The sequence below is a fragment of the Aeromonas sp. Y318-3 genome (genome assembly GCF_027706185.1).
GTDB classification, from domain to species: domain Bacteria; phylum Pseudomonadota; class Gammaproteobacteria; order Enterobacterales; family Aeromonadaceae; genus Aeromonas; species Aeromonas veronii.
Map to the genome: position 1 here is coordinate 64,543 of NZ_JAPDCN010000003.1, position 15,684 is coordinate 80,226.

Below are 15,684 nucleotides of genomic sequence, written 5' to 3' on the forward strand. Positions count from 1 at the left end.
CAGCGGATCCCAGCCAGGATGGAATCTATGCGCCTCTTTCACGCTCGCCCGGTTTCCCGTCGCTCTGTCCAAGGAGCACACCCTCTGAATCGTCGCCGCTGGTCGGCCCTGCTGCTATCCGGGTTGGCCGGTTTGCTGCTGGCCGGTTGCGGCCCCGACAAGCCTGTTGCCAATGGGCCGACTATAAAGCCTGCCGCGCAGCAGGAAACGGGTGCCCCAAGCGCCGTGGTGCAGGCCAATGCCCGTCAATACCGGGATGCGCCGGCGCTGGCGCTGGTCTTCTCCGGCCAATTGGCGCCCAAGGCCAATTGGCAGAGCTGGCTCTCGGTCAATGAAGGGGGCAAGCAGGTGCAGGGGGAGTGGATCCTCGCCGACGATGGTCGCACCCTCTATTTCCCGAACGTTCAGCCCGACAAGAGCTATGAAGTGAGCCTCAAGGCAGGGCTGGGCCCATCCCCCCAGAGCTGGACCCTCAAGACCCGGCCGCTGGAGGCGGGGGCTTCGTTTACCGCCAGCGGCATGGTATTGCCGCTGCGCGATGAGCTGCGCCTGCCTATCAGCGCGGTCAACGTCGATGAGGTCAATATCGACTTCTTTCGGGTCGATGCGGAATATCTACCCCGTTTTCTGGCCGAGTATCGCCCCGGTGCCGGCATGGGTAACTGGGAGCTTGAGCAGATCACCCAGCGGGCCAAGCGGGTGTTCAGTGGCCGCTATGCGCTGGAGCTCGATGCCAACCGGCGCGAGACCCGTCTCATCAATGTGAAAGAGCCGCAGTTGGCCGAGGCTGGCGTCTACTTTGCTGTGATGTCGCCCCTTGGCAACTATTACTGGCGCAAGGAGACCACCTATTTCGCGGTGAGCGACATGGGGCTCAGTGCCCGTCGTTACCGCGATCAGCTGGAGGTGTTCGTGAGCTCCCTGGCCAGCGCCGACCCGCTCAAGGATGTGCAGCTCTCCCTGCTCGATGAGAAGGGCAACCGGTTGCAGGTGCAAACCACTGATCCGCAGGGCCATCGCCGCTTTGATCAGGTGCAGGGGGCTCGCTTGCTGCTGGCCGAACAGGGCAACCATCTGGCGGTGCTGCGCCTCGATGGGGCTGCGCTCGATCTCTCCACCTTCGATCTCGGCACCCAGCCCTGGCAGGCCCAGCAGTTGTATCTCTTTAGCGGGCGCGACCTCTATCGCCCCGGCGAGCGGCTCGACAGCGAGATCCTGCTCAAGGGGCAGGATGGCCAGCTGTTGCCCGGCATGGCGGTGGAGCTGGAGGTGAAGCAGCCGGACGGTCAATTGCTCGAACAGAAACGGCTGCTACCCGATAGCCTTGGCGCCGCCCACTACGGCCTGCGTCTGCCGGACGATGCGCCGCTCGGGCGCTGGACCATCAACCTCAAGACCGCCGCCGGCAGCCGCTTCGAGTGGCCTTTCCTGGTGGAGGAGTTTCTGCCGGAACGGCTGAAACTGCAGCTTGGCAAGGGGCCGGATGGGGAAGTCACGAGTCTGGACGCTGCCCTGACGCTGCCACTGCAGGGGGACTATCTCTACGGCGCGCCGGCGAGCGCCACCAAGGCGAAGGCGGAGGTTAAGATCAGCCGCGCCACCATGCCCTTTACCCAGTGGCAGGAGTTCACTCTGGGTGACGTGCTGCTGGCCGAGCAGGCCAAAGATCTCGAGCCCCTCAATCTCACCCTCGATGCGCAGGGGCAGGGGACTTTTTCGTTAGCTGATGAGCTCGATGGGGTGCGCGCCCTCGGGCCGCTGGAGGTGGCCTATCGGGTGTCGCTCGCTGAGCCCGGTGGTCGCGCCGTCAATCGCAGCCGCACCCAGTATGGCTGGCCCGCGGGCAGCCAGTGGCCGGCACTCAAGGCCGATTTCGTGGCCGATCGGGTGGAAGGGGGCAAGCCGCTCCCCTTCCAGATCCTCAACCTCGATGAGCAAGGTCAACCGGTGGTGGGGGCGGTGAAGGTGCGCCTTATCAACGAGTACCGCGACTACTACTGGCACTACGCCGATGGCGAGGGGTGGAAGTACGAGTTCAACAGCCAGCCCTATCTGGAGCAGGAGCAGACCCTGCAGCTGGATGGCAAGGGGCCGACCCCGCTCACGCTGCAACTGGCGGCGGGCTGGTATCGCCTCGAGGTGGAGAACAGTCAAGGCCATCAATCGAGCCTGCGGGTGGAGATCGGCAGTTACGCCTGGGGCGGTGGTGGCGAGCAGGCGCGGCCCGACAAGATTGCCATCACCCTCGACAAGCGCGCCTATCAGGCGGGCGACAAGGCCAAAGTGACGCTGGTGGCCCCGCGCCCCGGCAAGGGGTTGCTGCTGGTGGAAGATGGCGACGGCCTGCGCTGGTGGCAGCGTATCGAGCTCAAGGGGGCCGGTGGCGATGCCAAGGATGCCCGCGGCGAGTTCGAGATCCCGGTCAGCCCCGAGTGGCAGCGCCATGACTTGCACATTTCGGCCCAGATCGCCGCACCAGACAGCGCCTCCAAACCGGTCAGCAGCCAGCAGGGGCAGAGCCTGCGCTCGGTCGGGCTGGTGCCGCTCACGCTGGATCGGGAAGCGCGCCGTCTGCCGCTCACCCTGAGCGCGCCTGATAAAGCGGTGCCGCTCACCCGGCTGGAGGTGACCGCTACCTCCACCCCCAACAGTCAGGGGCGCGTGGTATTGGCCGCGGTGGATCGGGGCGTGCTCAATATCAGCGACTACCAGCCGCTCGACCCGTTCGAGATCTTCTTTGGTCGCAAGCGCTTCGCACAAGATTTGTTCGACAACTACGGTCAGGTGATCCCGCCGCAAGATGGCAAGCTGGCCCGCCTCAACTATGGGGGCGATCGGGCGCCACTGAAAAAGGGCGGTGCGCTGGAGAGCAGGGTCGAAGTAGCCGCGCTCTGGAGCGGCGAGGTGAGTTTTGATGAGCAGGGCAAGGCGGTGATCCCGCTCGATCTGCCCAACTTCAACGGCGAGTTGGCGCTGATGGCGCTGGCCTGGAACGAACAGCAGGTCGGGGAGGCCGAGCGCGCCGTCAAGGTAGTGGCGCCCTTGGTGGCCGAAATTGGCTGGCCACGCTTTGGCGCCAGAGGGGATGAGACCCGGGCGTTGGTGCAGCTGCGCAACATGAGTGGCGAGGATCAGGCCCTCTCCCTTGTCTGGACCCTTAATGGTGGACTGAAAGCAAACGGCGAGTTGCCCAGCACCCTTTCCCTTAAAAATGGCGAGGAGCAGTGGCTGACCCTGCCGCTCACCGTGACCGGGGCGAGCGGTGTGGCAAGCCTGCAGTTGGCGGCCAGCGGCAAGGATTTTGCCATCAGCCGCGACTGGTTTTTGCCGCTGCGCTCCCCCTGGCCTGCCGAGACTCGCCAGCGCTACCAGATGCTGGCCCCCGGTCAGCAGATGAGCTTTTCGCCAGCTGAGCTGGTCGGGCTGGATCGCGCCAACCTCCAGGGGCTGCTCAGCCTCTCCGGCACTCCGCCCTGGGACCCGGGAGCCCAGTGGCAGGCGCTGGCCGACTACCCCTACGCCTGTCTGGAGCAGACCCTCTCCCGCGCCTGGCCTTACTTGCTGACTACGTCCGATGAGCGGGCCGCCTGGAGCAAACCCGCAGAGGGCAAGAAAGCGGCGAGCGAGGCGGACGTGCAGCGTGCCCTGCTGCAACGACTGCAGCGGTTGCAACTGCCAAGCGGCGGTTTTGGCCTCTGGGATGGCCGCTCCGACGAGGAGCTGTGGCTCACCGCCTATGCCGCCGACTACCTGCTGGCGCGCAAGGAGGCAGGCGACGCAGTGCCGGAGGCAATGCTCAATCAGGCGCTGAACCGGCTGCAAAGCTATCTCACCGACAGTCAGTATGGTGAGCGCAGGAGCAGTGCCCCCGAGCACAGCCGGTTGGCCTATCAGGCCTACAGCGCCTATGTGCTGGCCCGGGTGGGCAAGGCACCGCTCGCTACCCTGCGACTTATCTGGGAGCAGCAGGCTGATCACGCCCGCTCCGGTTTGCCGCTTTTGCACCTCTCGCTGGCGCTCTCGGCCATGGGGGATGAGCAGAACGCCGCCAAGGCCCTCAGCCGGGCATTGGCGACCGAGCGCGGGGATGACTATCTCGGAGATTACGGTTCGCAGTTACGCGATGGAGCCCTCGAGCTCTCCTTGCTGCGCCAGCACAAGCTGGCTGCGGAGCGCTGGCCAGCCCTCAGTGCCAAGGTGGCAGATACCCTGGCCCATCGTCAGTGGCTCAGCACTCAGGAGCGGCTCGCCCTGTTGCGACTCGCCCGCTTCGATCCGGCCGCCGACTGGCAGGCCAAGGTAACTTCCTCTCTTGGCAGTGGATCCCTGAGCGGTTCGGCTCCGTTGCAGCAGGGTGCCCCCGAGGCACTGGCCGCCAGCGCCGTCACCAACGAGGGCAAGGGCTCGCTTTATGTGCAGCGCACTCTGGTCGGCTACCCCGAACAGGCGCCAGCACGGATTAGCAAAGGGATGAGTGTGACCCGCAGCTGGTTCAACAGCGATGGTCAGCGTTTTGACCCCGCCAAGGTGAAGGTGGGGGATCTGGTGGTGGTGCGGCTCAACGTCAGCAGTGAGTCGGCGGTGCCCGATGCTCTGCTGGTAGAGATGGTGCCCGCCGGCTTCGAGCTGGAGAACCCCGCCCTTGGCAACAGCATCAAGCTCGAAGAGCTCTCCATCGAGGGGAAACCAGCGTGGCAGAGCGAATGGAACGACTATCTCAAGCATCAGGAGTTTCGCGATGACCGCTATACGGCGGCGCTGGATCTGAGTGAGGGGAGCAACCAGCAGCTGGTCTACCTGATGCGGGCGGTGACGCCGGGTCGCTATCAGGTGCCACCGACCCAGGTGGAGGATATGTACCGGCCTGAACTGCGGGCTGTGGGTGAGGATATCCACGAGGTGCGTATCTCTGAGTAACAAACCCTCCCTTGAGCGGGTTCGCCCGCTCACTTTTTGGCAGCGTGGTTGGCTGAGCCTGGGTCGCAGTGGCCGCGCAGGCTGGCGCTGGCTTGGTCGCCTGCCGCGCTGGCTGCGTTTCTCGGTGCTGGGAGTTGTAGCACTACTCCTGTCATTGCTGGCGCTGGATAGACTCTTCCCGCCGCCACCGCTCGACCCTGCCTACGCACGGGTGGTGCTCGACATGAAGGGGCGACCGCTCCGTGCCTTTGCCGATACCAGCGGCGTGTGGCGTTACCCCGTGACCCTGGAGCAGATCTCCCCCCGCTATATCGAGGCGCTGCTCGGCTACGAGGATCGCTACTTCTGGCGTCATCCCGGGGTCAATCCGGTGGCCATGGTGCGCGGGGTCTGGCAGTGGTTGCGCTACGGGCGCGCCGTGTCGGGCGGCTCGACCCTCACCATGCAGGTGGCGCGTCTTATCGAGCCCTACCACCGGAGCGTGCCCGGCAAGTTGCGTCAGATGGCCCGCGCGCTGCAGCTGGAGTGGCACTACGACAAGCGCACCCTGCTCACCGTCTACCTCAACCGGGCGCCGTTTGGCGGCAACCTGGAGGGGGTGCAGGCGGCAAGTTTTGCCTATCTCGGCAAGAGTGCGGCCAAGCTGACCTATGCCGAGGCGGCGCTGTTGGCGGTGCTGCCGCAGGCTCCCAGCCGCAACCGGCCGGACCGGCATCCCGAGCGGGCCCGCACCGCCCGTGACAAGGTGATGCAGCGACTGGTAGCGCAGGGTGTCTGGCCCGAACAGGCGTGGCTGGAGGGGCGTATCGAGCCGGTGCTGGCCCGGGGACACTTTACGCCGATGGAGGCGCCGCTGTTTGCCCGTCTCGCTGCCAACCAACAGGCCGGGGCGCTGGTCCACACCACCATCGACGGCGATCTGCAGCACTGGCTGGAGGGGCGGGTAGCCAGCTACATTCGCCGCTTCCCCGAGCAGACCTCCGCCGCCCTGCTGCTGGTCGATAACAGAACCATGGCGGTGCGTGCCTATGTGGGCAGCGCCGAGTATGGCAACCTGCGCCGCCACGGTTACCTCGATATGGTGCAGGCGATCCGCTCCCCCGGCTCCACCCTCAAGCCCTTTATCTACGGGCTGGCCATGGACGAGGGGCTGGTGCACTCGGCTTCTCTGCTCTCCGATGCGCCGAGGCTGGGATCTGACTATCGCCCCGCCAACTTCTCCGGTGCCTTTCAGGGGCCGGTGACGCTGGCCCAAGCGCTGCAGCAATCCCTCAACGTACCGGCGGTGCAGGTGCTGGAGGCGCTTGGGCCGGATAAACTGGTCAGTCGCCTCGACAACGCCGGGGTGAGACTGGCGCTCTCCGATAAGCCCAACCCGGCCATCGCGCTGGGGGCGGCGGGTATTCGGCTCGAGCAGCTTGTCGCGCTCTACAGCTCGCTCACTCGACAGGGGCAGGTGGCAATGCCGGTCTGGCTGGCGGGGCAGCAGGCGGTGTCGCGCCCCTTGCTGAGTCCGGGCGCGGCCTGGATCATCTGGCAAATATTGAGCGCGCAGGGACGGGCTGATCAGCCCTTTGCCAGCGAGGCGACTGGCCGGGTCAACAGGCTGGCCTGGAAGACCGGCACCAGCTACGGCTATCGCGACAGCTGGGCGATGGGAGTCTCCGGTCGCTGGACCATCGGCGTCTGGCTTGGGCGCCCCGACGGCACCCCCATGCCCGGTTTTTATGGCCAGAGCGCGGCGGTGCCGCTGCTGCTCTCGGTCTACTCGCGGCTGGCTGACAACAGCCCCTTGCCGGCACAACCCAACACGGTGAGTGAGGCCGAGATCTGCTGGCCGCTGGGGCGCAAAATGAGCGCGACCCTGCCTGAAGCCTGTTTGCAGCGCCAGAGCGCCTGGTTGCTGGAAGGGCGCGATCCTCCCACCTTGCCGGATCCCATGGACTGGCCCTCGCCGCTGCGGCAAGTTGCACTCACTGCTGAAGGCAAGCCGACGCTGACCCGTTGCCCCGATGCGGCACAATCCGGTTTTCGGGCACTCTGGCCGTTGTCGTTGGAGCCTTGGCGGTCACCTGGTGAGCGACGGCAGGCGCTGCTCGCCAGCGGCTGCGCGGGGGAAGGGCAGAGCGCCGAGCTGCAGGCCCCCATTCGCATCGTGGCGCTGGGGGAGGGCAACCTTATCCGCAGCCAGCGCTATCGGTTGCAGCCCAAGGTGCTCGGCGGTGTCGGCAAGCCGGCCTGGTTTCTCAACGGCCAGCGGCTGCGCTGGGACGGGGATCAGGTGCTGAGTGTGGCGGGTCGTTATCAGCTGGTGGTGGTGGATGAAGCGGGCAACAGCGATCATATCGAGTTTCGCGTGGTGCATCCTGACGGTGATGCCAGCACCATCACCCGTTGAGCGTTTTGCCGACAACCATTGAGGTGAATGTAATTAACTATTTGAAATGCATCAATATTTGATTGGATGAATTAATTTGTGAATAATTACGAATTCATTCAAATCCAATCGGGAGTTCTCTTTTGCTGCGTGTTCTGTGTCCCTTGCTGGTGCTGATGAGTTCGGGTTGTGCCACAACCAATCATGGTGATCACCATGTTTCTCCTGAACGTACCGGGTTCTATTCACCTTTCGAACCTGCTTCCGAGAGTTTTGCGCGTTGCAATCAGAAACAGTTTGCCTGTACCCCTGCCAATATCCGCCGTGACAGGGCGATGGAGGCGCGCAGGCAGGCGCAAGAGCGGGCCAATCACCGGGGTGATGATTGGTAGGCCGCAGAAAACGAGAGGGGTTGGCAGATGCCAACCCCTTTTTCATTCCGCCAATTCAGCCCGGTTGGCGCAGATGGCCGAGCCGGGTGAAGAAGTGCTGGCTCTTGCGCTGGTGAAAGTGGCTCTTCTTGATGGGATGGAAGATGAGGTTGCTTTCGGGATGGCTTGCTTTTAACTGGTGGAGCATGGCTACGGCGGGCAGGCTGGTGCTGACCAGGGTGGTGAGTGGCATGCTGAGGGTCTCGGGCCCGAGCAGTTGATTGAGCCCTTGCTGAGCCTGCTCAAAGCGGGTCAGGGCCGCCGGGTCGGCATAGCCGCTACCCAGCATGGTGAGCAGGTTGTCGAGGGCCAGATGAAATTCGGCCAGCTGTTGGCGAAAGCCGCTGCGCCCGCGCAGGGCAATCAGCTCTGCAAACGGAATGTCGGCCAGGTGAGTGGGCACTTGCAACGGGATCTCGAGGAGGAAGCAATCCTGACCGCCGCGATTGTGGTAGCGGGATTCGAGCAGATGGAGCAGGCGGTCGAGATAGTCGTGATCGGTAATAAGCGCCCCGTCATTGGCGAGTGCCCACTCACGGGCAAGACGCATGGAGAGCAGATTGGCAAAGCGTCGTGCCATTCTGATCCCACCCTCATCCCGGGTCGCAAAGCCGTGAGTCAGGCAAAAGCCGTGCAGTCGCTCCAGCCCCGCCTGTTCCGGGCAGAAGCAGTCGTGGTTGACCTCCTGACGCCAGCGACCAATCAGCTCCTTGTTGCCAAACACCTTGTGGCGGACGAAATCGGGGGCCACCAGGCCGCTTATCTGGTTCTCCAGTTGCGGGGTAATGGCGGCAAAGAAGGCGGCACCGGGCCGCTCGGCCAGCAGATCGGTCTGCTGTTGAAGGGTATCGAGCAGGGCGGTGAGACCGCTCTTTTCGCTGACGGTGAAGACGAAGGCGAGCCGCTCCAGATAGAGCAAGGCAAATTTGAGCCAGAGCTCGTCGCGTACCTCCATGCCGGGGTAGTAGATATAGGTCTTCATCGGATCAGTCTGTTGTCAAAAATCTGGCGAGGCGCAGGGTCGGGAATATACGCAAGATTGGCGCTGCACGGCAAACACTGCGTGGGGTAATGTGAGCAAACGCTCATCCAGTAGGCGCTGGCCACAAAGTTCTGATATAATTCGCGCCCTTAAATCAAGGTCACCCGAGTCATTACCATGAAGTTCATTATCAAGCTGTTCCCGGAAATCACCATCAAGAGCAAGTCGGTTCGCCAGCGCTTTATCAAGATCCTGCAGGGCAATATCCGCAATGTCCTGCGCCGCTTCGACGACGATGCCCGCGTACGGATGGATTGGGACAAGCTGATTGTGAGCTCCCGTAATGACCAGTTCCGCGAACAGGCTATTGAAGCCCTGGCCTGTATTCCGGGCATTCAGGCCTTCCTCGAGGTACAAGCCAGCAAGTTTACCGATCTGCACGACATCTTCGAGCAGGTGAAAGCCGTATGGGGCGAACAGCTCAAGGGCAAAACCTTCTGCGTGCGCGCCAAGCGCCACGGCAAGCATGAGTTCTCCTCCCTCGAGGTTGAGCGCTATGTGGGGGGCGGTCTGAACCAGCACTGCGAAAGCAATGGTGTGCGCCTTAAGAACCCGGATGTGAAGATCAACCTCGAGATTGACGGCGAAGAGCTCTTCATCGTCAGCGCCATCCATCAGGGCCTGAGCGGCATGCCCATCGCGACTCAGGAAGATGTGCTGAGTCTCATCTCCGGCGGTTTTGACTCCGGCGTGGCGTCGTTCCAGTTCATCAAGCGCGGCTGCCGGGTGCACTACTGCTTCTTCAATCTGGGCGGTGCTGCCCACGAAATCGGCGTCAAGCAGGTGGCCTACCACCTGTGGAACCGTTTCGGCTCCTCCCACCGGGTACGTTTCACCGCTGTGGACTTCGAGCCGGTGGTTGCCGAGATCCTCGAGAAGATCGACAACGGTCAGATGGGCGTGGTGCTCAAGCGGATGATGATGCGTGCGGCTGCCAAAGTGGCTGACGAGTTCCAGATCCCGGCGCTGGTGACCGGCGAGTGTGTGGGTCAGGTATCCAGCCAGACCCTCACCAACCTGAACGTGATTGACCGGGTCACCGACAAGGTGATCCTGCGCCCGCTTATCACCTGGGACAAGCCGGACATCATCAGTGAAGCCCGCCGCATCGGCACTCTGGAGTTTGCCGAGACCATGCCGGAGTACTGTGGCGTCATCTCCAAAAAGCCGACCGTGAAGGCCGAGCTCTCCCGCATTGAAGAGGAAGAGGCCAATTTTGACTTCTCCATTCTGGATAAGGTGGTCTCCGAGGCCCGTTACCTCGATATCCGCCGTATCGGCGAAGAGACTGCCGCTGAAGTGCAAGAGGTGGAAACGACCCAGGTGCTGGGCGCTGACGAGGTGATCCTGGATATCCGCTCTGCCGATGAACACGATGAGAAGCCGCTGGTGGTGGAAGGTCGTGAAGTGCTGCATATCCCCTTCTTCAAGCTGGCCACCGCCTTTGGCGATCTGCCCAAGGAGAAGACCTATCTGCTCTACTGCGATCGCGGCGTGATGAGCAAGTTGCAGGCGCTCTATCTGAAAGAGAAGGGCTTTGACAACGTCAAGGTGTACCGCCCGTAAGCGTGTTTTTTACCTTCAATAAAAAAATCCGGCCTAATGTGCCGGATTTTTTTATTTCACAGAGTGAGCAATGACTATCAGGGACAGGGAACCGGAGTGAAGGAGTCTTGCCCCTGACAACGCCAGCCCATTTCCGCCTCCCGCATCTGCCACAGGTTGTTGCTGCGATATAGGGTCAGAATGTAGATCATGTCGCTCTTGCTACCGTCGAGGGCGACCGAGAGCACCAGATCATTGTCCAGCTGCTGGGCATGGATGCGGCTGGGTGTGTCACCATGACCGACGAATCGCAGAGCGACCTCACGGTAGTCATTAACCCAGTTTTGCTGTTGATGGCTTGCCTGGCGTATCTGCTGGTTGAACTGCTGCACCGGCGCCGAGGCCAGTCGTCCAAATACCACTTGTGCTTCGGCGTGGGCTGCTGTCACGTTCGCCAGGAGAAGGGTGGTAAGCATACCGATTTTGCGCATGAGAAGTTCCGGCTAACAACGACTGCTTCTATGACAACAGAAAAGCCTATTTGGTTCAACGCGCGGCCCACAGCGACATGATGACGCTGTGGGCCTGCTCTCAATTGCGTTGCAGCGAGAAGGTGGGCAGCGACAGATGCCAGTAGATAGCAGCTACCCGCAGGCCAAACACGGCCGTCATGCAGATGAGCATGGCCGTTACCCTGTCCATGTTTGCCTCCAGCGCCAGGGTATAGAGAATGCCGCCAAGGATACAGGCGGTGGCATAGATCTCTTTTTGCAGCACCATGGGCACCTCCCGCGCCAGTACATCGCGGATCATGCCACCGGCTACCCCGGTCATGGTGCCCATGATCACGGCAATCAGCCCCGGGGTGCCGAAGTTGAGGGCCTTCTGGGCACCTATAACGGTAAAGAGAGCTAGCCCGAAGGCATCCGCCACCGGCAGCACATACCAGGGCATTCTGCGGGGCAGCTTGACCATCCACATACCGATCAGCGCCGTGGCAATGACGACCCAGATATAGAGGGGATCGCGCACCCAGAATACGGGGGTGGCTCCCAGGATCATGTCACGGATGGTGCCGCCGCCGATGGCAGTGACCGCCGCCAAAACCATGACGCCAAACCCGTCCATTCTGAGTCGGCCAGCCACCAATACCCCTGAAAACGCGAATACCGCAGTACCAAACATGTCGCTGATGTAAACAATCTGCTCAACCAGTGTCTGCATGGAGAACAACTCACGCCAAATTGTTGATGGGGCCGCGATTTTAGGGGCTGGTGAGCCCAATCGCCAACAGTGCTCGACAAAATTGAGAGTCGGGACGGATTTTTTCTCGCAGCACGAACGGTAGTGTCTCGTTTGCCCCCTGCCGTTGGCTAGCTTCAGAAGGTTGAGTCTGTCACTGGTTTTGGCCCGATTTTTTCCTTAAGTATCCCCCTGACCCGCCGATATATAAGGTAAGCGGCGTTAATGCGATGAAGCGTTGAAAAAAATGCTAAAGACATCCAAAAACGAGCCGTTAAATAAGACGCATCGGGCACAGAAAATAATAAAGCCAGAGCAAATAGAAGAGTAAATTTAATAGCTTAGGAGAATAGTCATGGGCCTTTATATCAACACTAACGTTTCATCACTCAACGCGCAGCGTAACCTGATGAATACGACCAAATCACTGGATACTTCCTACACTCGACTGGCATCTGGCTTGCGTATCAACAGTGCCAAAGATGATGCCGCGGGTCTGCAAATTTCCAATCGTTTGACCTCTCAGATCAATGGGTTAAATCAAGGTAATCGTAACGCCAACGATGGTATTTCGGTAGCGCAAACAGCGGAAGGGGCGATGGATGAAATTACCGCTATGTTGCAGCGAATGCGTACGCTCGCTCAGCAGTCTTCTAATGGTTCTAATAGCGCGGATGACCGGGTGGCTTTGCAGCAAGAATATAGTCAGTTAATGACTGAAATTGATCGGGTATCCAATGATACAACCTTTGGTGGACAAAAATTGTTGGCTGGGGGATATGTTGGGTCATTCCAAGTTGGGGCTGATGCAGCTCAAACTATTACTTTCAAGATGACCTTGGCGTTTACTTTGACAGGGATTGCTAGTGGCACCCAAGGCAGTGCAACAGTTTCTGCAGCAGGCACTACAACAACAGAACCCTACGCTGTAGCCAAGTTAACCACTGCGGTTACCGCATCCACAGTGCAAACAATCACTGATGCATCTTCTGCACAGTTGGCCATGGCTAACTTGGATTTTATGATTCAAACGGTAGACAGCAAGCGAGCTGAACTCGGTGCGGTACAAAACCGCTTCGATTCAACAATTCGCAACCAGGCTAACGTATCTGAAAACGTTAGTGCGGCCCGCTCACGGATCCGTGATGCTGACTTTGCGACTGAAACTGCCAACCTGACCAAGCAGAACATTCTGCAACAAGCAGCTTCGACCATTCTGTCACAGGCGAACCAACGTCCGCAGTCTGCTCTGTCTCTGCTGCAAGGTTAATAAAAGAAAACAGGGCGGTTGTTCAGGCCGCCCTGGTCAAGAGATGGAACAAAGGGGTGTTCGGGTTTGCACCTTGTTCTATCGGGAGAGATATAATCTCTACTAGTAAAGCCAAGTGTTGCTCAGATGTTCAGTTCTGTCACGCTTGGTCATATTCTCCTGAGCATATGCTCATCTTTAGGCCGGTTTACCGGCCTCTTTTTATTGTGTCGCCAAATTGACGTCACCCTCTCAGTTAAAAGCATGAACCATGCCAACCCCTCCTCATCGGTGAAATTGGCTACACATCCAATGTGTACAACTTGGTTGGACCATATCACCATCATTCTATTGCCGCTTAGAGGAAGAGACTTGCCGCGTTAGGCAACAATTTTCCTAAAGCTTGTCTCTATCGGGCCGTTAAACAAGGTGAAGCAATCGAGGGGTGTTCGGAATCCAACGTTTGCACTACTGCGGGTGACCTGTTCGTTCAAACAGACACCCGCCAGAAGAGTTAGGTCTGTTCAACCAGCTCTTCAACTGGTGGGCTGCTGTCTTGTCAGCACAACCCGCAGTCGCATGTTCTTCGGGAGAATATTTTATGGCTATGTACATTAACACCAACATTTCATCATTGAATGCTCAGCGTAACTTGATGAATACCAACAAAGCGTTGGATACATCCTATACCAGGTTGGCATCAGGTCTGCGTATCAACAGTGCCAAAGACGATGCTGCGGGTTTACAGATCTCCAACCGTTTGACCTCCCAGGTCAATGGTCTTACGCAAGGTAATCGAAATGCTAACGATGGTATCTCGGTTGCACAGACAGCAGAAGGCGCGATGGATGAAGTTACCTCTATGCTGCAGCGGATGCGAACCTTGGCTCAACAATCGTCTAACGGCTCTAACAATGCTGATGACCGGGTTGCACTGCAGCAAGAGTATGATCAATTGACCACAGAGATTAACCGTATCTCATCAGACACGACATTCGGTGGGCAGAAATTGCTAGATGGCACTTACAAGGGGTCATTCCAGGTTGGTGCTGATGCTGCACAGACCATCTCGTTCAAGATGACGTCTGCGTTTACATTAACAGGTATTGCCAGTGCGACTAAAGGCAGTGCTACCGTCGCAAGTGTAACAGTGACTACGACAAATGAGCCATATTCAGTCACACAAGTTGCGGGTACTGCTGTAGCCGTAACTACAGTTCAGAGCATCAAGGATGCCTCATCTGCCCAGCTAGCAATGGCAAACTTGGATTATATGATTCAGGCCGTAGACAGTAAGCGTGCCGAGTTGGGGGCGGTGCAGAACCGTTTCGACTCAACGATCCGTAACCAGGCTAACGTATCCGAGAACCTGAGTGCTGCACGTTCGCGCATTCGTGATGCAGATTTTGCAACAGAAACAGCTAACTTGACCAAGCAGAATATCTTGCAGCAAGCCGCGTCAAGTATTCTGGCACAAGCGAATCAACGACCGCAATCAGCGCTATCTCTGCTGGGCTAACAAGATAATGGGCAGGCAGTAAAACTTATACAGCAATATGTAAGACTAGGTTCTCTTGAGTTTAGTTAGTCTGGTTAAAGCCCTCGGTGCATTGCATCGGGGGCTTTCCATTTTGTTCGAAGAACTAGGTGTTTGGGGGGGGGAATTGTGAATCTTTGTTGGGGGGCACAAGTGACCGGCATTTTTTTTCCGTGCTTGGCAATTTTTTGCCTAAACATTCCCCTAGAGCAGCCGCTACATAGAGTGAGGCAATCGAGGGGTGTTCGGAATCCAACGTTTGCACTACTGCGGGTGACCTGTTCGTTCAAACAGCCACCCGCCAGAAGAGCCAGGTCTGTTCAACCGGCTCTTCAACTGGTGGGCTGCTGTCTTGTCAGCACAACCCGCAGTCGTATGTTCTTCGGGAGAATATTTTATGGCCATGTACATTAACACCAACATTTCATCATTGAACGCCCAGCGTAACTTGATGAATACCAACAAAGCGTTGGATACCTCGTATACCCGACTCGCTTCGGGTTTACGTATCAACAGTGCCAAGGACGATGCTGCGGGTTTGCAGATCTCCAACCGTTTGACCTCCCAGGTCAATGGTCTTACCCAAGGTAACCGTAATGCTAACGATGGTATTTCGGTTGCACAGACGGCAGAAGGTGCGATGGATGAAGTTACCTCCATGCTGCAACGGATGCGTACACTTGCCCAACAATCAGCTAATGGCTCAAACAATGCGGATGATCGTGTTGCGCTGCAGCAAGAGTATGATCAATTGACCACAGAGATTGACCGTATCTCATCAGACACGACATTCGGTGGGCAGAAATTGCTGGATGGCACTTACAAGGGGTCATTCCAGGTTGGTGCCGATGCTGCACAGACTATTTCATTTAAGATGACCTCTGCGTTCACTTTGGCAGGTATTGCGGGAGCCACCCAAGGTAGTGCTACTGTATCTGCGGCTGGCACCACTACTACAGAACCTTATGCAGTAGCAAAACTGACCACTGCGGTTGCTGTTGCGTCAGTTCAGGATATTAAAGCCGCATCTAGTGCTCAGTTAGCAATGGCAAACTTGGATTTTATGATTCAGTCGGTCGATAGCAAACGTGCAGAGTTGGGGGCGGTTCAAAACCGTTTTGATTCAACAATTCGTAACCAGGCCAACGTATCCGAGAATCTGAGTGCTGCACGTTCACGTATACGTGATGCAGATTTTGCAACAGAAACAGCTAACTTGACCAAGCAGAATATTTTGCAGCAAGCGGCGTCCAGTATTCTGGCACAAGCGAATCAACGGCCACAGTCCGCGCTGTCGTTACTGGGCTAAATCTGTCAGAATTTTGACGTTCATATGGGAGAGAA

Annotated in this window: 9 protein-coding genes; 6 read left to right on the forward strand and 3 right to left on the reverse strand. The window is 58.8% G+C overall.

The genetic code is table 11. The features are described from left to right. The first annotated feature begins 27 nt into the window (after positions 1–27). Both OKB77_RS04930 and pbpC read left to right on the forward strand, forming a co-directional pair. Positions 28–4,917 carry an alpha-2-macroglobulin family protein gene (locus OKB77_RS04930; RefSeq protein WP_270817036.1) on the forward strand — a complete coding sequence of 1,630 codons (4,890 nt, stop codon included), beginning with the start codon at positions 28–30 and terminating at the stop codon, positions 4,915–4,917. Beyond that, the gene (pbpC, locus tag OKB77_RS04935) at positions 4,883–7,315 is read left to right on the forward strand and encodes a penicillin-binding protein 1C (protein ID WP_270817037.1); all 2,433 of its coding nucleotides are present in this window, start codon (positions 4,883–4,885) and stop codon (positions 7,313–7,315) included. The genes OKB77_RS04930 and pbpC overlap by 35 nt, the downstream gene beginning before the upstream one ends. A gap of 426 nt (positions 7,316–7,741) precedes the next feature. Here pbpC and OKB77_RS04940 read toward each other — a convergent pair whose 3' ends face one another. Then, a complete protein-coding gene (locus OKB77_RS04940; protein WP_270817038.1) occupies positions 7,742–8,707 on the reverse strand; it encodes a hypothetical protein in 966 nt (321 codons plus the stop codon). 177 nt (positions 8,708–8,884) lie between these two features. Between OKB77_RS04940 and thiI the strand changes: the two genes are divergently transcribed. Continuing rightward, entirely contained in the window at positions 8,885–10,333 is a 1,449-nt protein-coding gene (gene thiI, locus OKB77_RS04945) for a tRNA uracil 4-sulfurtransferase ThiI (protein ID WP_270817039.1), read from the forward strand. Positions 10,334–10,410: 77 nt separating this feature from the next. On the opposite strand, the gene OKB77_RS04950 is transcribed toward thiI, so the two are convergent. After that, positions 10,411–10,803: a hypothetical protein gene (locus tag OKB77_RS04950; RefSeq protein WP_005333978.1), complete on the reverse strand. Its 393-nt coding sequence runs from the start codon at positions 10,801–10,803 to the stop codon at positions 10,411–10,413. 100 nt (positions 10,804–10,903) lie between these two features. Beyond that, positions 10,904–11,536 carry a trimeric intracellular cation channel family protein gene (locus OKB77_RS04955; RefSeq protein WP_005333975.1) on the reverse strand — a complete coding sequence of 211 codons (633 nt, stop codon included), beginning with the start codon at positions 11,534–11,536 and terminating at the stop codon, positions 10,904–10,906. Between the two features lie 373 nt (positions 11,537–11,909). On the opposite strand from OKB77_RS04955, the gene flaA reads away from it, so the two are divergent. The 3 genes from flaA (at position 11,910) to flaB (OKB77_RS04970) (ending at position 15,649) form a co-directional block, all read left to right on the forward strand. Then, positions 11,910–12,824, forward strand: a complete 915-nt coding sequence (gene flaA, locus OKB77_RS04960) for a flagellin A (protein WP_124929132.1) — start codon at positions 11,910–11,912, stop codon at positions 12,822–12,824. A 580-nt stretch (positions 12,825–13,404) separates the two neighbouring features. After that, positions 13,405–14,322: a flagellin B gene (gene flaB / locus OKB77_RS04965; RefSeq protein ID WP_179903624.1), complete on the forward strand. Its 918-nt coding sequence runs from the start codon at positions 13,405–13,407 to the stop codon at positions 14,320–14,322. Between the two features lie 415 nt (positions 14,323–14,737). Next, on the forward strand, positions 14,738–15,649 hold the full coding sequence (gene flaB, locus OKB77_RS04970; protein ID WP_124929134.1) for a flagellin B: 912 nt from the start codon (positions 14,738–14,740) through the stop codon (positions 15,647–15,649). Positions 15,650–15,684 lie beyond the last annotated feature (35 nt).

What these genes read in the sequence shown, in the direction of transcription:
- OKB77_RS04955 (WP_005333975.1), bottom strand. Translation starts at nt 11,536, where the DNA reads ATGCAGACACTGGTTGAGCAGATTGTTTACATCAGCGACATGTTTGGT.
- flaA (WP_124929132.1), top strand. Translation starts at nt 11,910, where the DNA reads ATGGGCCTTTATATCAACACTAACGTTTCATCACTCAACGCGCAGCGT.
- thiI (WP_270817039.1), top strand. Translation starts at nt 8,885, where the DNA reads ATGAAGTTCATTATCAAGCTGTTCCCGGAAATCACCATCAAGAGCAAG.
- OKB77_RS04930 (WP_270817036.1), top strand. Translation starts at nt 28, where the DNA reads ATGCGCCTCTTTCACGCTCGCCCGGTTTCCCGTCGCTCTGTCCAAGGA.
- flaB (WP_179903624.1), top strand. Translation starts at nt 13,405, where the DNA reads ATGGCTATGTACATTAACACCAACATTTCATCATTGAATGCTCAGCGT.
- OKB77_RS04940 (WP_270817038.1), bottom strand. Translation starts at nt 8,707, where the DNA reads ATGAAGACCTATATCTACTACCCCGGCATGGAGGTACGCGACGAGCTC.
- flaB (WP_124929134.1), top strand. Translation starts at nt 14,738, where the DNA reads ATGGCCATGTACATTAACACCAACATTTCATCATTGAACGCCCAGCGT.
- OKB77_RS04950 (WP_005333978.1), bottom strand. Translation starts at nt 10,803, where the DNA reads ATGCGCAAAATCGGTATGCTTACCACCCTTCTCCTGGCGAACGTGACA.